The sequence below is a fragment of the Virgibacillus natechei genome (assembly GCF_026013645.1).
GTDB lineage: Bacteria > Bacillota > Bacilli > Bacillales > Amphibacillaceae > Virgibacillus_L > Virgibacillus_L natechei.
This window is the reverse complement of record NZ_CP110224.1, coordinates 2,714,208-2,732,410: the sequence shown is the minus strand read 5'-3', so window position 1 is coordinate 2,732,410 and position 18,203 is coordinate 2,714,208. Positions and strand designations below refer to the sequence as shown.

Annotated in this window: 16 protein-coding genes and 1 riboswitch; of the genes, 14 read left to right on the top strand and 2 right to left on the bottom strand. The window is 39.4% G+C overall.

Features of this window, described 5'->3' with window-relative positions:
• Nucleotides 1-23: 23 nt before the first annotated feature.
• Nucleotides 24-1,178 carry an acyl-CoA dehydrogenase family protein gene (locus tag OLD84_RS14085; protein ID WP_209463808.1) on the bottom strand — a complete coding sequence of 385 codons (1,155 nt, stop codon included), beginning with the start codon at nt 1,176-1,178 and terminating at the stop codon, nt 24-26.
• A gap of 594 nt (nt 1,179-1,772) precedes the next feature.
• Between OLD84_RS14085 and OLD84_RS14080 the strand changes: the two genes are divergently transcribed.
• From OLD84_RS14080 to glpK, 14 genes are all read left to right on the top strand, one after another.
• The gene (locus OLD84_RS14080) at nt 1,773-2,789 is read left to right on the top strand and encodes an ABC transporter ATP-binding protein (RefSeq protein ID WP_209463809.1); all 1,017 of its coding nucleotides are present in this window, start codon (nt 1,773-1,775) and stop codon (nt 2,787-2,789) included.
• Nucleotides 2,776-3,708: an ABC transporter ATP-binding protein gene (locus OLD84_RS14075; protein WP_209463810.1), complete on the top strand. Its 933-nt coding sequence runs from the start codon at nt 2,776-2,778 to the stop codon at nt 3,706-3,708. The genes OLD84_RS14080 and OLD84_RS14075 overlap by 14 nt, the downstream gene beginning before the upstream one ends.
• A 6-nt stretch (nt 3,709-3,714) precedes the next feature.
• The gene (gene opp4B, locus OLD84_RS14070) at nt 3,715-4,677 is read left to right on the top strand and encodes an oligopeptide ABC transporter permease (RefSeq protein ID WP_209463811.1); all 963 of its coding nucleotides are present in this window, start codon (nt 3,715-3,717) and stop codon (nt 4,675-4,677) included.
• A 30-nt stretch (nt 4,678-4,707) separates the two neighbouring features.
• Nucleotides 4,708-5,616, top strand: coding sequence for an ABC transporter permease (locus tag OLD84_RS14065; RefSeq protein WP_209463812.1), 909 nt, complete (start codon nt 4,708-4,710; stop codon nt 5,614-5,616).
• Nucleotides 5,617-5,783: 167 nt separating this feature from the next.
• Nucleotides 5,784-7,652 (top strand): oligopeptide ABC transporter substrate-binding protein, encoded by a 1,869-nt coding sequence (gene opp4A / locus OLD84_RS14060; RefSeq protein ID WP_209463813.1) that lies wholly within the window; start codon nt 5,784-5,786, stop codon nt 7,650-7,652.
• Between the two features lie 190 nt (nt 7,653-7,842).
• Complete coding sequence (locus OLD84_RS14055; protein WP_245301627.1) at nt 7,843-8,700, top strand: chemotaxis protein; 858 nt, start codon at nt 7,843-7,845, stop codon at nt 8,698-8,700.
• Between the two features lie 42 nt (nt 8,701-8,742).
• Nucleotides 8,743-9,423: a ribose-5-phosphate isomerase RpiA gene (gene rpiA / locus OLD84_RS14050; RefSeq protein WP_280953321.1), complete on the top strand. Its 681-nt coding sequence runs from the start codon at nt 8,743-8,745 to the stop codon at nt 9,421-9,423.
• Nucleotides 9,424-9,783: 360 nt separating this feature from the next.
• Nucleotides 9,784-10,779, top strand: a complete 996-nt coding sequence (locus tag OLD84_RS14045) for a sodium:calcium antiporter (RefSeq protein WP_209463814.1) — start codon at nt 9,784-9,786, stop codon at nt 10,777-10,779.
• Between the two features lie 26 nt (nt 10,780-10,805).
• Nucleotides 10,806-11,072, top strand: a complete 267-nt coding sequence (locus tag OLD84_RS14040; RefSeq protein ID WP_209463815.1) for a YciI family protein — start codon at nt 10,806-10,808, stop codon at nt 11,070-11,072.
• Nucleotides 11,073-11,200: 128 nt separating this feature from the next.
• Nucleotides 11,201-11,248: riboswitch (PreQ1 riboswitch) on the top strand.
• A 79-nt stretch (nt 11,249-11,327) separates the two neighbouring features.
• Nucleotides 11,328-11,816, top strand: a complete 489-nt coding sequence (gene queF, locus OLD84_RS14035; RefSeq protein WP_209463816.1) for a preQ(1) synthase — start codon at nt 11,328-11,330, stop codon at nt 11,814-11,816.
• A 52-nt stretch (nt 11,817-11,868) separates the two neighbouring features.
• Nucleotides 11,869-12,507, top strand: a complete 639-nt coding sequence (locus tag OLD84_RS14030; protein WP_209463817.1) for a queuosine precursor transporter — start codon at nt 11,869-11,871, stop codon at nt 12,505-12,507.
• 205 nt (nt 12,508-12,712) lie between these two features.
• Nucleotides 12,713-13,933 carry a formaldehyde dehydrogenase, glutathione-independent gene (gene fdhA / locus OLD84_RS14025; protein ID WP_209463818.1) on the top strand — a complete coding sequence of 407 codons (1,221 nt, stop codon included), beginning with the start codon at nt 12,713-12,715 and terminating at the stop codon, nt 13,931-13,933.
• Between the two features lie 197 nt (nt 13,934-14,130).
• On the top strand, nt 14,131-14,961 hold the full coding sequence (locus OLD84_RS14020) for an MIP/aquaporin family protein (RefSeq protein WP_209463819.1): 831 nt from the start codon (nt 14,131-14,133) through the stop codon (nt 14,959-14,961).
• 14 nt (nt 14,962-14,975) lie between these two features.
• A complete protein-coding gene (gene glpK / locus OLD84_RS14015; RefSeq protein ID WP_209463820.1) occupies nt 14,976-16,469 on the top strand; it encodes a glycerol kinase GlpK in 1,494 nt (497 codons plus the stop codon).
• 402 nt (nt 16,470-16,871) lie between these two features.
• Here the strand turns inward: glpK and OLD84_RS14010 are convergent, their stop codons facing one another.
• Complete coding sequence (locus tag OLD84_RS14010; RefSeq protein ID WP_209463821.1) at nt 16,872-17,966, bottom strand: branched-chain amino acid aminotransferase; 1,095 nt, start codon at nt 17,964-17,966, stop codon at nt 16,872-16,874.
• Nucleotides 17,967-18,203: the final 237 nt, after the last annotated feature.

The window sequence follows — 18,203 nt, the reverse complement described above, 5'->3', positions numbered from 1 at the left end:
CAGGTTCCAATTACGCAATCAAACTATCCCCGCTCAGCAACACTTTTCCCAGCCAACTGCATTACCGTCATATCGTCCATTGGCGGATTATGCAATCCAGCACGAACGTCTCGATAATAACGCTGCAATGGATTTTGTTTGGACAAACTTCGTGCACCAGCAACACGCATGGCCAAGTCAACAACTTCCACCGCCTTATTCACAACGGATAATTTTACTGCTCCGAGTTCCGGCTTCATGGTCTGGCGGGTTCCATCATCACTTTCGTCCCATTTACGCGCAACGGAATACAGAAAATGTTCACTTTCCATAAGAAGCAATTCCATTTCTCCTAGTTTTTGTTTTACATTTGGTAGCTCAGAAATTGTTCCTTCTATACTGTTTGGTGAATAACTAGCAGCAAAATCCACTGCATATGCTTGAGCAGCACGAGCAATTCCCAAATAGCATGCAGGTATGTGTAACAACCATCCTGCCGCGTCTTTATTACCTGGAGTTATGTTTTCCACCAAGTCATCCGCATCCACATGCACATTTTCAAGCACAAGATCATGACTTCCAGATCCTCGCATGGCAATTGAATCCCATGTTTCATCAACTGAAACGCCTTCTCTGTCAGATTTCACAAGAAAATTCCCTACGTTGTCGGTACCATCAATTGATGCACTGACTACAAAATAATCAAGAATTGGTGCAAGTGTTGTAAATGTTTTTCTTCCATTAATCCCCCACCCTGAACCTTCTTTTTTTGCAACGGTTTCCGGTTTCCCCCCACGTGTTGGGCTTCCAGTAGCAGGCTCTGAGGCAGCATTGTTTAGCAGAGCACCCTTCTCGATCACATCACGGGCATATGCCTTGTACTTTTCCTTCTTCCATATCTTATTTTCGCCTAAATGTTTGGTAATTCCCATGTGCCAGCCAATGGAAAGTGCAGTGGAACCGTCTGCTTTGGCGATTATTTCTTGAAGAAAAAGCATCTCGTACAGTGAAATTCCCAATCCACCAAATTCCTTTGGAACCGTTAAAGCCGGGTAACCGATCTCTTTTAATTCATTAAAATTTTCAAAGGGAAAAGACGCCTCTTCATCATATTTTTTTGCTCGATCTGAGAAAATAGCCACTTTGTTTTGTAATGCTTCCATTCTTTCTGTTGTTGATTTATATTCTGTTAATTTCATCTATTTATTCCTCCAATTTCTATCCCAATAAAACTTGTCGGATTTATATAGAATTATTTCATTTCCTGCATAGAAGTGCAATGTGTAAGCATTATAATTCAAGCATATTTCATAATTATTACAGACGCTAGTTATCAGTACCTTGATGAAATGACTTTAGTCCGACAATGTTCGACATGAATGGAAATTTATACCTAGAAAATATTTTAATTAATATTGCTTTTTTGAAAATATTCACCTATAATTGCATATACTATATTAAGTTTGTGTTACATTTAGAATTCTGAAATTAGTTAACCTTCTAAATCCTAGGTAACTAATGAATAATAAAAATGAGGGTGATAAAAAAACAGAAAGCAACGTTCACTCATAATTATCGGAAAAGTAGTAAAAGAACAAATTCCAAAAAGTTTAAAAAAAGAAGTTTAGTTAAATTTTTTTAAATGTAATTATCCGAACGTTCTGCAGATAACCAATATTACAACGGATGGAATTTGATTGTCGTAGTCTAGTACGTTAAAGGTCATTTTCCCGTTACCTATAAGCATCATTAAACGAATATAGAATAAACAGTCCATACGAGGGGGGATTAATTTGAGTAAAGCATTATTGGAAATTAAAAACCTAAAGACATCATTTCGGATTCAAGATGATTATTATGCTGCTGTTGATGATGTGTCATTAACCCTTAATAAAAACGAAGTGCTTGGAATTGTAGGGGAATCAGGTTCAGGAAAGAGCGCTCTTGCATTCTCCATTATGAGATTACATAATCGTGCGAAAATAGAAGGGCAAATTATGTTAAATGATATTGATATTACGAATGCTTCTTCTCCCAAGTTGAGTAAATTACGTGGGGAAGATATGGCGATGATCTTCCAGGACCCACTTACCGCACTGAACCCACTTATGGTGGTTGGTGATCAAATCGCGGAAACATTATTATTACATAACAAAGATATGTCTAAGAAACAACGGAGAGACAAAGTAATTGCATTATTGAATACAGTGGAAATTCCGCGCCCAGAACATGTCCATGATCAGTTTCCACATGAACTATCTGGTGGGATGAGGCAACGAATCATTATTGCGATTGCAATTGCTAATCAACCGGAGTTATTGATAGCGGATGAACCAACTACTGCGCTTGATGTGACGATTCAATCACAAATTCTTGATTTGTTAAAAAATTTAAAAGACGACATTCATGCCGGTATCATACTTATTACACACGATTTAGGTGTTGTTGCAGAAATGGCAGACAAGGTTGCTGTTATGTATGCTGGTCAAATTGTTGAATTAGCAGATGTACATGAGTTATATCGTAATCCGATGCATCCGTATACGCGGTCACTTCTGAATTCTGTTCCGAACACAAAGGAAGGACAAGAAAAGCTGCATGTTATTCAAGGAATTGTACCATCCTTGCAAAAATTGCCTCGTGAAGGATGTCGGTTTGCTGCAAGAATTCCCTGGATTGATGGATCTGCTCATGAAGAGAATCCTGTACTGCATGAGGTGAAACCTGGCCACTTTGTACGATGTACATGCCATAGTCAATTTTACTTCCCAGATAAAAGCAAGGAGGGTCAGGCAAATGGGGTTTCTTGATGTTGAGGATTTAAAGATACATTTTCCAATTAAAGGCGGCATATTTAATCGAACGATGGGTCATATCAAAGCTGTTGATGGTGTTTCTTTTTCCATTGAAGAGGGGAAAACGTATGGTCTTGTTGGGGAATCAGGTTCCGGAAAAACGACAACTGGAAGAGCAATCATCGGCTTAAATGATATTACTTCAGGTAAGGTTACCTTTGAGGGAAAAGACATAACGTCAAAGAAAAGCAAGACACTGGATGTTCGTAGGGATATTCAAATGATTTTCCAAGATCCATATTCTTCATTAAATGCAAAGAAACGAGTGTTGGATATTATTGCAGAACCAATACGCAATTACGAAAAACTCTCAAAAAAAGAAGAAAAAAAGCGAGTGCAGGAATTACTCGAACTGGTTGGTTTAAGTCCTGAAAGCATTTTTAAATATCCCCATCAATTCTCTGGCGGACAACGTCAGCGTATCGGGGTTGCTAGAGCAATTGCTTTAAAGCCGAAACTTATTATTGCAGATGAGCCTGTATCTGCACTTGATGTCTCTGTACAGGCACAAGTATTGAACTTTATGAAGGATATTCAAAAGGAATTAAATTTAACTTATTTATTCATCAGTCATGATCTAGGGATCGTAGAACACATGTGTGATGAGATTGCGATTATGTATAAAGGTCGTTATGTGGAACAAGGGACGAAAGAGGATATCTTCCGTAACCCGCAGCATATTTATACAAAACGTCTTATTGCAGCCATTCCTGATATTGATCCCAGAAACCGTGAGAAGCAGTTTAACTTCCGACAAGAAGTGCAGAAAGAGTATGACTATTCCTACGACGAATACTTTGATAATGAAGGCTTGGCTTACGGCTTGCAATCCGTATCCGATACACATCTAGTAGCTCTGCCGGAGAAAGGTTGATAATTTATGTGGAAATTTATCGTACGACGATTGATAATAACGATTCCTCAAATTATAGTGCTCAGTGTTTTAGTATTTTTAATGGCACAAATGATGCCAGGGGATGCACTGACGGGACAAATTGATCCTAGTATTGATCCAGCTGCAATAGAGCAACAAAGAGAAAGGCTTGGTTTGAATGATCCCTGGCATGTTCAGTATGCGGATTGGGTAGGAGCTGCATTTCAAGGAGATTTCGGACAATCATTTCGGTTTAAAATGCCGGTCACCGATATTATTGGAGAGCGGATGGTTAATTCAATCTGGCTTTCGGTCGTGACTTTAGTATTTACATATGCCCTTGCCATACCACTAGGAATTACAAGTGGGCGTTATAATGATTCATTGCTAGACCAAGGTATAACAGGTTACACCTATATAGGGTTTGCCATGCCGTTATTTATTTTCGCATTGTTAATGCTTTGGATATTCGGTTTTCAATTAGGTTGGTTCCCTACCAGTGGAAGTGTAACACCAGGACTTGTACCGGGTACCTTTGATTATATTTTGAGCAAATTATATCATTTAATATTACCATCACTATCCCTAGCTCTAATTACAACGGTGTCTACTGTACAGTATCTACGAAGTGAGATAATTGATACAAAACAAAAGGACTTTATTATTACCGCAAGATCGAAAGGAGCTTCTGAGTCACGGGTCTATAATCGTCACATTTTAAGAAACTCAGTATTGCCAATCGCTGCATTCTTCGGATTTGAAATTACGAATCTAATTGGCGGAACGATTTTTGTGGAACAGATTTTTAGTTATCCGGGTATGGGGCAACTATTTTTCGAATCCATCAACTTACGTGATTACAGTGTTGTTAATTCACTAGTTCTGCTATTTGGGATTGCGTCCATTTTAGGTGCTTTAATTTCAGATATTATATTAAGTCTAATCGACCCGCGTATACGTATTAAGTAAGGACTAAGCTAGATTCTGAGGTGATTTTAAATGGAAATGAATAATGGAAATATAGACGATCAGAAGCAAGATGAACAGAGGAACCCATCTGGTTTAAGTATCCTTTGGCGTGAGATTATACGGGATAAAGTAGCCTTAATTTCGCTGGTGTTTCTAATCTTGATAGCAGCGTTTGTCTATGGTATTTCAATCTTCTTGGATCAGGATGAGATTGTTACGGTCGATTTATTTGCTATACATCAAGCGCCAGGTGACGATTTTATATTAGGAACAGATCATGGCGGTCGTGATGTATTTGGTCAACTTATTATTGGTACACGTAATTCACTTTCAATAGGTATTTTGGTTACATTGATGACTGGTGTTATTGGTATCGTGTATGGTTTAGTTGCCGGTTATTATGGTGGAACTACGGATAATGTATTAATGCGTATTCTAGATTTTTTCCTCATTTTACCTATGTTAATGTTGGTAATTGTGTTTGTTTCGATCGTTCCGGATTACACGATTGTATCCTTTTCATTGATTATGACTGCATTTCTCTGGATGGGGATAGCCAGGCTAATTCGGTCAAAGGCATTACAGGAAAAAGAACTTGACTATGTACAGGCTTCCAGAACGCTTGGCTCCTCCAATTTCAAGATTATGTTTACGCAAGTATTACCTAATATAAGCTCCTTGATTATTGTAACCATGACATTGAATTTAGCTGCAAATATTGGCTTGGAATCCGGACTCTCCTTCTTAGGGTTTGGTTTTCCAGAAAGTACTCCAAGCCTCGGAACACTGTTAAGCTATGCAAGGAATCCACAAACACTAGAGTTCAGATGGTGGATTTGGTTGCCTGCTGCAATACTGATCTTTGTCTTAATGCTTGCTGTTAGAAATGTTGGCGAAGCGCTAAAACGTGCATCTGATGCAAGACAAAGAAGGGGTTAAATGCTAGCAATTTAAAGAGGTGACAGCCTGGAGCGAATAGCAACTCAAGCAGTTACCATCATCAATGCTGGATCAGTATTGGTGTTGAGTATAAATAGTATTGGTCGAGTTTGAATTTTTCGACTGGTACAAGAGAAAGAGGTATTTAAAAAAAGGGAGGGTTCAAGATGGGAAAGACAGCTTTTAGTAAAGCGCTATTTGCGCTAATGCTCGTATTATTGCTTGCACTTGCAGCTTGTAGTGATGAAAGTGCAAGTGAGGAAGCGGACGATAACGGTTCAGACGAAGGAACAGAAGATGCAGAAGGAACCGAGGACGATGAAGAGGAAGAGGAAGAGGAAGAAGTCGATCCGGGGGATGTTGTGTATTCGATCGATGACTTTAATCACACCAAAACAAATGAGGGGGAAGCCATTGATGGTGGAACACTTAATTTTGGGCTAGTATCTGATACTGTTTTCGAAGGAACGTTGAATTGGAACTTCTATCAAGGTGCACCGGATGCAGAAGTTATTGAATGGTTCGATGAATCATTATTAACAATTGATGAAAACTATAATTATACCAATGATGGTGCTGCGACTTTTGAAGCAGATGAAGATGCAAATACCATTACGTTCACGATTCGTGATGACGTAAATTGGCATGATGGAGAACCTGTAACTGCAGAAGACTGGGCATTTTCCTATGAAGTAATTGGCGACCCGGAATATACTGGTATTCGCTATGGTGCAGACTTCACTGTTATTGAAGGTATGGAAGAATACAATAGTGGGGACGCAGATGAAATCTCCGGTATTGAAATTATTGATGATAAATCGATGGAAATTACGTATAAGCAACTAAATCCATCGCTTCTAGCTGGTGGCGCATGGCCTTATGCAATGCCGAAGCATGTTTTTGAGGATATTCCTGTAGCTGAAATGGAAGAAGCACCAGAGGTTCGTGAAAATCCAATTGGAATGGGACCGTTTAAAGTTGATACGATTACACCAGGTGAATCTGTCACATATACAAAAAATGAAGACTACTGGCGCGGGGAACCAAATCTTGACGGTGTTACCTTGCAAGTTGTGAACCCAAATGTTGTCGTTCAATCATTAGAAACTGGAGAAGTTGATATGGTAGACAGCTTCCCAACGGATCAATACCCGGAAAATGCTGAAATGTCAAATATTGAATATCTTGGTGGTGTTGATAATGCATACACCTATATTGGATTTAAACTAGGTGAGTGGGATGATGACGCTGGAGAAGTAGTAATGGATGATAGCAAGAAAATGGCAGACGTAGACTTGCGTCGTGCAATGTGGCATGCTGTTGATAACGATGCAGTTGGTGAACAGTTCTATAATGGACTTCGTTGGAATGCGACAACACTTATAGCACCATCACATCCAGATTATCATGATGATTCCATTGAAGCACCAACTTATGATCCAGATACGGCTAATCAAATTCTTGATGAAGCTGGATATGAAGATGTAACGGATGATGGGTTCCGTGAAACACCAGATGGAGATGAGTTAGTAATTAACTTTGCATCGATGTCAGGTGGAGACACTGCAGAACCAATCGCACAATACTACATTCAATCATGGGAAGATATAGGAATTAATGTTCAACTCTTAGATGGTCGTTTGATTGAGTTTAATGCATTCTATGACATGGTAGAAGAAGACGATCCTGAAATTGACATTTACCAAGGTGCTTGGAGTGTAGGTAGTGACGTTAATCCTTCTGGACTTTATGGTCCTAATGCAATGTTTAACTACTCTCGTTATACAAGTGAAGAGAATGAAGCATTGTTAGAAGAAGGTGTTTCTGAAGATTCATTTGATATTGAACATCGTCAAAGTGTGTACAGTGAATGGCAAGAACTTATGGTAGAAGACGTTCCTGTATTCCCGACAGTATATCGTGCAGAACTTGTACCGGTTAACAATCGTGTACACAACTTCTCAATCGAAACTGGAACAGATGTTTATCGCAGTGATATTGCTGTGACGGAAGAAGAAACACCAGCAGCTGAATAATAAGGTGAAAAAGACTCGCTAACGCGGGTCTTTTTTTTGCGAGTGGCAGCACATACGCTAGGTGGTGCGGTGCCTGTCACTTCCCGTTTTCTGTCGAAAGTTTTTGTGTAAAATAGGTAATTTTCAGCTTAAAATATTTGATTATATCAAGTAGTATGAATATAACGATCTTTTCTAGAGGAGGGTGAACATGGTGGCTCAGAAAATTGCGGTTGCTGTTATTCATGGTGCGGGTACGCCAGATGAAAATTTTGCAGATGAAATCATTACACGTGTTTCCCGAGATTTTGCGAAAAAGCTATCCATTAAAAATGTGGAGAAGGAGTTGGTGTTTGAGCCTGTTTTCTGGTCTTCCGTATTTGAACCAGAACAAGCTGAACTATCGGATCGATTACAAGAAAATGCGGATCTGAGATATTCCAGGCTACGACAGTTTGTAATAGAGTTTCTAGCGGATGCGATTGGATACCAGCCAACTACAATGGGGAATCAAAATTATGACAAGGTTCATTCTATTGTGGCTACAAGCCTTAATAAATTAAGGAAAAAAGCAGGTCCAAATGCTCCGTTATGTGTGATCAGCCATAGTCTCGGGTCTATTGTTGCGAGCAATTATTTTTATGACTTACAATTTAAACGGGAAAATCGGGGCATGGAGACCATAAAGTGTACGAGCAACACACCAATTGAGCAATGCGAAACGCTGACATTATTTTATACAATGGGTAGTCCAATGGCTCTGTGGTCATTACGGTATATTGATTTTGGATCTCCAATCACTGTTCCCTCCCCCATGATTCAAAAATTTTACCCTACCACATATGGGGAATGGCTTAATTTTTATAATAAGAATGATGTACTTGCTTTTCCTTTAAAGGCTGTGAATGAAGCATACGATGCTGCTGTTACAAAAGATGTACCAGTAAACACTGGCGGATTGCTGACGAGTTGGAATCCGTTATCTCATAATCACTATGACACGGATGATGAAGTAATTAAGACGATTGTGGATGGGCTGGTTCGAACGTGGAGATCTGCTAATGGATAAGTTATAATGAATGGGAGGGTTTTTATAAGGAGGATGTACGTGATGAGTGAAATGGATAACGCAAAAAAGCTAGTCGGTGAAGAAGCAGTAAAATATATTGAAGATGGGATGAAAGTGGGCTTAGGGTCTGGATCTACAGTGTATTGGATGATTAAAAAATTAGGTGAATATGTTGAACAGGGACTAGATGTAACCGGCGTGCCCACATCGCAAACAACGGCACAATGGGCGAAGGAATTCGGCATCCCTTTAACGGATTTTTCCGAACTAAAACAGCTTGACGTTACCATTGATGGAGCGGATGAAGTTGATGAGAACTTACACCTTATCAAGGGAGGCGGAGGGGCACTATTGAGAGAAAAGATCGTTGCCTCGGCAGCTAAAGAGCTGATCATAATTGTGGATCGTTCAAAAAAAGTAGCTCACTTAGGGGCATTCCCCTTGCCGGTTGAGGTCATTCCCTTTGGCTGGGAAGTGACGGCAAATAATATTTCAACCTTAGGATGTGTGCCTAAATTACGGCAAAAAGATGGGGAGGTATTTATCTCAGATAATGGTAATTATATCTTAGATTGTCCTTTCGATAAAATACCTAACCCTAAAACATTACATAAGGAACTGAAATCACTGGTTGGAGTTGTGGAAACGGGCTTGTTTGTTGGCATGACGGATAAAGTTATTGTTGGTGAGGGTGATGAGGTAGAAGTTATTTCGAAGGGGTAAGTTTGAAATTTGAGGGAGAAATAAGTATTTACTAATTGCATCGTGTTCTGCGGTGCTTTTTTTCTGTCTGAATGAAGGCAGGAAAAAGTCGTGCTATTATTCGACAAATTCCGGGACGTGCCTGTCACTGTTCGCGATTAATGAAGGGGCCTCAATTAATAGCACACCTTGCTCAGATTGATTATTGGTTAAGGACATACGATGTTAAAGTAAAAGATTAGATCGATCAAAATCCTTGTCAGTTAAAATTGGCAGGGTTTTTTATATAATTTCACATTTGCGCATTGTGATTTATTTTCTTTTAATTACTTCTTAATTGGGTATATTATAGGGTGAGGTTATTAAAAGAGGTGGTAATTTTTGGTATTTATCTTTTTTGTCTTAGCAGCAATCGCAACCGTATACACCGCAATGAAGTTGTCACAGTTTGCCAACGTAATTAGTAAAAAAACAGCTATGGGTGGCATGCTGGTTGGGACTGTTTTATTAGCAGGTGCTACATCACTGCCAGAGGTCACAACAAGTTTTTCCGCAGTAATAATTGGAAATGTTGATATCGCAATTGGTAATATGCTTGGTTCGAATTTATTTAATCTATTCATTATAGCTAGCTTTGATCTTTATTTCAGAAAAAAACAGCTCTATCATCTTGTAAATAGAAATCATATTTACTCTGCTATACTTGGTCTGTTTTTAATGGTGATGGTCACGTTAGCACTTTTCTTACGTATTGATTATACAATTATTGGAATTGGTGTAGATTCAATAGTGATTTTACTTGTTTATATCATCGGGATGATCATTATAAGTCGAATGCCTTCCCCGCCAGGAAATAATGAAAAGGAAAAAGACAAGCCGGATGAGGATTCTGCGGTTAATCGTTCAACGACCGTAAAAAAAGCAATTACGGGTTTTGTAATAGCAGCTGTAGCCATTATGATTGCTGGTAGTGTCCTATCCATTACAGGGGATAAAATAGCTGTCATAACAGGACTTGGCTCGAGTTTTGTGGGGAGTTTTCTAATAGCAGCAACGACTTCACTACCCGAAGCTGTTTCGGTGTTCACTGCATTTCGTCTAAAAAATGCAAACATGGCGGTAGGTTCTATTCTTGGAAGTAATATGTTTAACATGGTAATTATTGCAATATCTGATTCCGTTTATCAAGGGGGATCTATCTTAGCAGATGTATCTGTAAACAATCGGGTAACGGCAATAGGTATTTCAATATTATCGATTGTGCTTATCTGGTCGTTAATGCGAAATCGCTCCATGTCCCAAAGCTCTTATTTGATACCATCGCTTATAACGATAGCTGGTTACGTTGTAGTTTCTTACTTACTTTTTATGGGTTAGAATAAAGTGGGAAGGAGTTATAGAAAATGAAATATTTTGCTGTTTTATTGCCGATGAAAGATGAGGAGAAAAGCAAGGAATATCGTGCTGATCACCTTGCGTACTTAGAAACAAAAGCAAAAGAGGGAAATATTTTTGCTAAAGGGCGCTTTTCAGATGGTTCAGGTGGATTGATCATTTACAAAGCAGAAAGTCTGGAAGAAGCTGAAAATATGGCTAAGCAAGATCCGTATGTCACCTCTAATGCAAGGGATTTAGAAGTGCATGAATGGACAATGACCATCGAAGATTAAAGGAACATTGAAGGAGGGTGACTGGATGAAGTCTCCCTCTTTGAGTTGACAATGTTTGACAAATTACGGGAAGTGACAGGCACCTAATTGACATTTCTGCCTTTCGAATATATAATCATTTAGGTGAATAGGGAGAGGTTCTTAGCTTTTAACCCTCTATAAAAAACTAAGACAGATGACGCGATTATACTGCCATGTGCCTTAGTAGAGGTTCATGGTTTTTTATTATTCTTAAAAATAAGGGAGGTTATTAGGATGAAGGAACAAGATCTTTCAGGGTTAACACTACTGGGAAATCAGGGAGTAGAATACAATTTTGATTACAAGCCTGAAGTGCTAGAGACAGTTGATAACAATTACTCAAACAGGGACTTTTTTGTAAAATTTAACTGCCCAGAATTTACTACCTTATGTCCGATAACGGGTCAGCCAGATTTTGCTACCGTATATTTAAGTTATATTCCAGATGAGAAAATGGTGGAAAGTAAGGCATTGAAGCTATATATGTTTAGTTTCAGAAATCATGGTGGCTTCCATGAGGATAGTATGAATATCATTATGAATGACCTAATTGAATTGATGGAGCCACGGTATATTGAAGTATGGGGCAAATTCACGCCACGTGGTGGTATTTCAATCGATCCTTATTGTAATTATGGGAAAGCTGATACGAAATATGAGCAAATGGCCGAACACCGCATGATGAATCACGATATGTATCCAGAAAAAGTAGATAATCGCTAAAATGGATTAGAGGGTTGGCTTTGATTTTCTCTAAGTAGGAGATGATCGATATATGTTTATTTATTTAAATGCGCTATTTGTTGGACTGTTAATCGTGTCCAATATTTTAGGTGTAAAATTGTTTAGTATTGGTGAATTTATTTTACCGGCAGCAGTAATCGTGTATGTCGTAACTTTTATCATTACAGATGTAATTGGAGAAGTGTACGGAAAAAACGCGGCGCGCAAAACGGTTCAAGCAGGATTTTTTACACAGGTTATCGTAATGATTTTTATATTTATTGCCATAGAACTGCCTGCAGCACCTGCTTTTGGTTCTCAAGCAGAATTTGAAACCATTCTAGGTGGAAGTTTCCGAGTCATGCTTGCGAGCCTGTTGTCGTATATTGCCAGTCAACATCTGGATGTCAGCCTATTTCAACGCTTAAAAGCAAAGCACGGGAAAAATAAGCTATGGCTGCGTAATAATGTGTCAACAATGACCAGTCAACTCGTTGATACAACCATTTTCATCACGATTGCATTCTGGGGAACGGTGCCGTTTACTGTTCTCCTAGGTATGGTTGCAACCCAGTATGTATTTAAACTGATTGTTGCTTTGGTTGATACACCAATCGTTTATTTACTCGTTAAAATGGCTAGAAAGACCAAACAGGAACAGACGAATATGGAAGTAGTACGTCCTTCGTAAACGGGAGGGCGTATTTTTAATTGTTTTAGATCAAAGAGGGAGCACATATAGCACGATTTCACACTAATATAATTCGACAAAAACCGGGAAGTGACAGGCACTGAACTTATTATTGACTATTCTGAATATACTGGTATAATTTAAGTTGATAGTGCTAACATGATATACATCTTTTTATCTATTATATTTTAAAAGGAGTGGTCGTTTGGCAAGTAATCGTGGGGTAGTTTATGTCAAGCCAGGGGAAGTGGAAATACAGGATATTTCGTATCCGGATTTAATTTTGAGGGATGGGCCTGGTGTCAACCCACTGAATGTAGGCAGAAAATGTAATCATGGGGTTATTGTAAAGGTTGTAACAACGAATATCTGTGGCAGTGATCAGCATATGGTCAGAGGAAGGACAACCGCACCGAGCGGGTTAGTTCTCGGTCATGAAATAACGGGTGAGGTTGTGGAAGTGGGTCGTGATGTTGAATTTATGAAGAAGGGTGATCTTGTATCGGTTCCGTTTAATATTGCTTGTGGACGTTGTAGGAACTGTAAGCAACAGGATACACATATTTGCCAAAATGTAAATCCAGATCGCCCTGGTTCAGCGTACGGTTATGTTGATATGGGCGGATGGGTTGGTGGTCAATCCGAATACGTTATGGTTCCATATGCTGATTTTCAACTTTTGAAGTTTCCGGATAAAGATCAGGCTATGGAAAAGATTCTTGATTTAACCATGCTTTCTGATATTTTTCCAACTGGATATCATGGAGCGGTAAGTGCAGGCGTAAAACCAGGTTCAACTGTTTATGTTGCGGGGGCTGGTCCCGTTGGTTTGGCTGCTGCGCACTCGGCACAATTACTGGGAGCTTCCGTTGTAATTGTAGGAGATTTAATCGAAGAAAGGTTAGCACAGGCGAGAAGCTTTGGCTGTGAAACGGTAAACTTAAGAGAGCATGCTAATCTTGAGGAACAAATCGAGCAAGTATTAGGAGAACCGGAAGTGGATTGTGCAATTGATGCGGTAGGTTTTGAGGCAAGCGGTCATGGGCAAGACGCCGGAGAAGCACCTGCAACTGTGTTGAATTCGGTTATGGGTATAACAAGAGCTGGAGGGCGATTAGGAATACCGGGACTATACGTGACTGGTGACCCTGGTGCTGAAGATAAAGATGCACAAGAAGGAACGTTAAAAATTCGCTTCGGTTTAGGATTTGCAAAAGCGCATACATTTGTAACCGGGCAAACTCCGGTAATGAAGTATCATCGAGATTTAATGCAATCGATATTAAGTGGTAACGCACAAATTGCTAAAGCTGTAAATGCCACATTAATTTCACTTGAGGATGCACCAGCTAGTTATAAGGCATTTGATGGTGGAGCATCTAAAAAGTTTGTAATTGATCCACATGGGATGGTGGGAACGAACTAAAAGAATATTTCCCTTACGAATTGACAGCGATTACAATAGATGATATTCTACTAAAACAAGTTAATTAAGTGGTGGAGATATGGAGACCCATACTTTAATAGTACTTTCTTAAGGGGAAGGTATGTCTATTGGAGTATGGGTCTTTTTCTGTGCAATAAATAGTTAACTAGATTGATAAACTTAAAGGAGTGATGGAAATGCCCGAATTTCTAGCTGAACTAATTGGCACAATGATCCTTGTTATATTCGGTGGTGGTGTCGTTGCTGGAGTCGTCTTGAAAAAGTCTAAAGCTGAAGGTACTGGCTGGGTACTGATCACGCTTGCCTGGGGTCTAGGTGTAACGATGGGTGTATATGCAGTTGGTAATTTCACAGGTGCACACATTAACCCTGCTGTAACATTAGGCTTTGCGATTACAGGTGATCTTTCGTGGGCAAAAGTTCCAATGTATATGAGTGCCCAAGTGATTGGGGCTTTTATTGGTGCGGTTATTGTCTTCTTAAATTACCTGCCGCATTGGAAGGAAACCGAAGATAAAATTGCCAAAAGGGATGTGTTTTCAACAACGCCTGCTATTCGCAGCCCGTTTTCAAACCTGGTGAGTGAAATGATTGGTACATTCGTCCTTGTGATGGGGCTTCTGTTTATCGGTGCGAATGAATTTACAGAAGGGTTAAATCCTTTAATCGTAGGTGCTTTAATTGTTGGAATCGGGATGTCACTTGGGGGTACTACTGGATATGCAATCAATCCGGCTCGTGATCTTGGGCCACGAATTGCGCATGCCTTGCTCCCAATACCCGGAAAAGGCTCATCCGACTGGGGTTATGCTTGGGTTCCAATCGTAGGCCCCCTTCTTGGTGGTGCATATGGAGCTGTATTTTATCAAGCAATGTTTTTAGGTGAATTTACTGTATTATTCTGGATCTTAAGCACTGTAGTTGCTATTATTTTAGTAGGTGCTGCGAGTTCGGAATTGAAAACAGATAAAACAAAGGCAGATGTAGTGGAAGAAAATATTGTGTAGGAGGAGAAAATATAATGAGTGAAAAATTTATTTTATCATTAGATCAAGGCACAACGAGTTCAAGAGCCATCCTGTTTAATCATGATGGGGAGATTGTGGAAACAGCCCAACGGGAGTTTGAACAATTTTTCCAAAAGCCGGGTTGGGTAGAACATGATGCCAACGAGATATGGACATCTATACTTGCTTGTATTTCAGAAGTTTTACGGAAGGCGGACGCGGATCCTAGTCAAATCGCTGGAATCGGTATTACGAACCAACGAGAAACGACGGTTGTTTGGGATAAGCACACTGGAAAACCAATCTATAAAGCAATTGTATGGCAATCCCGGCAAACCGAATATATTTGCAGGGAATTAGATGAACAAGGTTATCATGACACGATTCGCGATAAGACCGGTTTGTTAATTGATCCTTATTTTTCCGGTACAAAGGTGAAGTGGATTCTTGATAACGTGGAAGGTGCAAGGGAAAAAGCGGAAAAAGGGGATCTATTATTTGGCACGATGGATACATGGGTCGTTTACAAGCTTTCTGGTGGAAAAACCCATATTACGGATTACTCCAATGCGGCCAGAACGTTAATGTTCAATATCTATGATTTGAAATGGGATGATGAATTACTCGATATTCTGACCGTTCCAAAGAACATGCTTCCAGAAGTCCGTCAATCCTCAGAGGTCTATGCCAATACGGTTGATTATCATTTCTTTGGCCACGAGGTTCCAATTGCTGGCATTGCAGGTGACCAGCAAGCGGCCTTGTTTGGCCAGGCATGTTTTGAAGAAGGAATGGTAAAAAATACGTATGGAACAGGTAATTTCGTATTAATGAATACAGGTGAAAAACCAATTCAATCTGAGCATGGCCTACTTACGACGCTAGGGTGGGGCGTAGACGGAAAGGTGGAATATGCGCTTGAAGGAAGTATTTTTGTAACAGGCTCTGCCATTCAATGGCTGCGTGATGGATTGCGAATTGTTGATGATGCCCAACAAACGGAGCAGTTTGCATCAAAAGTAGAATCTACTGATGGGGTATATATGGTTCCAGCATTTGTAGGCCTAGGCTCCCCGTACTGGGATAGTGATGCACGAGGGGCCGTGTTTGGGTTAACGCGCGGGACGACGAAAGAGCATTTTATTCGCGCAACACTCGAGTCACTCGCCTATCAATCGAAGGATGTCGTGGATGCGATGATAAAAGATTCAGGGATCGATTTAAAAACATTGCGTGTAGATGGTGGAGCTGTTAGGAATGATTTCCTTATGCAATTTCAAAGTAATATCCTTGGGGTACCAGTAGAACGTCCAGTAGTTCAGGAAACAACAGCGCTGGGAGCAGCATATCTTGCCGGTCTCGCTGTTGGTTACTGGAAAGACAAAGAAGAAATCGCCAAACAGTGGAAAAATGAAAAAACGTTTACGAACGCGTTTGATGAGGAAAAACGTGATGCGCTTTATGACGGTTGGAAGAAGGCAGTAGCGTCTACTAGAACTTTTAAATAAGACGCTTTTAATGGCGATAAGCCAAAGCCTGCACTTATGCAGTAAGAATTACATGCCTAACAAAGCAAGAACGCTTTCTAAGAATCTCTTTAAGAGGATGTTCAAAAAGTCCGGTAAAAATGACACATCGAATTTCTTCGTTGGCTTGCTTTTCCGTTGCTCACGTATTAATTGCATACGTTCCGCTACTCAAAGCTAAGCCGCCTTGAACTTCTCGGTCCTTTTTATCCTCCTTTTTGAACACGCACTTCAGCGAATGCCATGTTTTCTAACAAAATAAATAGCAGGTTGAGAATATTCATTCCCAACCTGCTATTTGGTGTGTGATTTGCTCTGCTATTTTGTAAAAAAAGCTATAAAAATTGATAATTCAAGGTTTACAAATCCAAAGAAGCTGCGATTCTAATGGGCTATTTTGCTACCTTTTTCTACTTTAACAATCCAGTCAAAAGGATCTTTTTCTCTTCCATATTGAATACCAGTTAGCGTATCGTATAATCGCTTCGCAATTGCACCTGTTTTTCCATCCTTAATAAGAGAATCATTATTATTCCATGTAAACTGGCTAATCGGAGAGATTACTGCTGCCGTTCCTGCACCGAATGCTTCTTCCAGGAGTCCGTCATGATGTGCCTGCTGTAATTCTTCCATTCCAATTTTTCGCTCCACCACAGGAACATCCCAATATTTTAACAACTGGATAACTGAATTTCTGGTTACCCCTTCTAAAATACTGCCATTTAATTCAGGTGTGATGACTTCGCCGTTAATCTTAAAGAAAATATTCATACTACCAACTTCTTCAATATATTTCTTTTCGACACCATCCAACCATAATACTTGAGCGAATCCTTTCTTCCCAGCAATCTCTTGGGCTTTAAGGCTAGCAGCATAGTTACCCCCGGTTTTTGCTTCACCAGTTCCACCCTTCACCGTACGGACGAATTCATTTTCTACTGCAATTTTTATCGGATTGATTCCTTCTTTGTAATAGGCACCAACAGGCGATAAGATTACGATGAATTTATAATGGAGCGATGGTGCCACGCCAATATAAGGTTCGGTGGAAATGATAAATGGACGAATATATAGCGACGTTCCTTCCGCTTCTGGAATCCAGTCCGAATCTACAGATACTAATTTTTTTATAGCTTGTATGGCAAATTTCTCATCAATCGGCGGAATACAGAGCCGATCGTTGGAATTATTTAATCGTTGCATGTTTTTTTCAGGACGGAATAATTGTATCTCGTCTTCAGCTGTGAGATATGCTTTCATGCCTTCGAATACCGATTGTCCATAATGAAATACCATTGCTGATGGATCTATAGATAGTTGCTGATAGGGTTCAATACGCGGATCATGCCAACCTAAATCATCTGAATAATCCATAATAAACATATGATCTGTAAAAATCCTTCCGAAGTCCAATTGATCTGATTTTGGTTTTTCTTTCCTTACAGCACAATGATCCACTTGAATTGTCTGTGACTCCATGTCCCCATCTCCTTGTTGTAAATGTAAAAGTATTCTCACTATAATAAGCCATATTGCATTATTATTCAATAGGTACGTTACTTATTTTCTCAATTAGCTTAATTTTACCTTTTGTATAAGAAATATAGAAATAAAAAATAAACCTACCCTTCTCGTCTTAATTATGGTAAAATCATTAATTAAATTATTAGAATTTTAATAGTTTAAAAGTTTTTCGAAAATCATAGAAACGTATAC

Bases quoted from the DNA above. Each gene is read 5' to 3' on its own strand.
- OLD84_RS14020 (WP_209463819.1), top strand. From the start codon at position 14,131: ATGCCCGAATTTCTAGCTGAACTAATTGGCACAATGATCCTTGTTATA.
- rpiA (WP_280953321.1), top strand. From the start codon at position 8,743: ATGAGTGAAATGGATAACGCAAAAAAGCTAGTCGGTGAAGAAGCAGTA.
- opp4A (WP_209463813.1), top strand. From the start codon at position 5,784: ATGGGAAAGACAGCTTTTAGTAAAGCGCTATTTGCGCTAATGCTCGTA.
- OLD84_RS14085 (WP_209463808.1), bottom strand. From the start codon at position 1,178: ATGAAATTAACAGAATATAAATCAACAACAGAAAGAATGGAAGCATTA.
- OLD84_RS14030 (WP_209463817.1), top strand. From the start codon at position 11,869: ATGTTTATTTATTTAAATGCGCTATTTGTTGGACTGTTAATCGTGTCC.
- OLD84_RS14040 (WP_209463815.1), top strand. From the start codon at position 10,806: ATGAAATATTTTGCTGTTTTATTGCCGATGAAAGATGAGGAGAAAAGC.
- OLD84_RS14065 (WP_209463812.1), top strand. From the start codon at position 4,708: ATGGAAATGAATAATGGAAATATAGACGATCAGAAGCAAGATGAACAG.
- opp4B (WP_209463811.1), top strand. From the start codon at position 3,715: ATGTGGAAATTTATCGTACGACGATTGATAATAACGATTCCTCAAATT.
- OLD84_RS14075 (WP_209463810.1), top strand. From the start codon at position 2,776: ATGGGGTTTCTTGATGTTGAGGATTTAAAGATACATTTTCCAATTAAA.
- glpK (WP_209463820.1), top strand. From the start codon at position 14,976: ATGAGTGAAAAATTTATTTTATCATTAGATCAAGGCACAACGAGTTCA.
- OLD84_RS14010 (WP_209463821.1), bottom strand. From the start codon at position 17,966: ATGGAGTCACAGACAATTCAAGTGGATCATTGTGCTGTAAGGAAAGAA.
- OLD84_RS14055 (WP_245301627.1), top strand. From the start codon at position 7,843: ATGGTGGCTCAGAAAATTGCGGTTGCTGTTATTCATGGTGCGGGTACG.
- queF (WP_209463816.1), top strand. From the start codon at position 11,328: ATGAAGGAACAAGATCTTTCAGGGTTAACACTACTGGGAAATCAGGGA.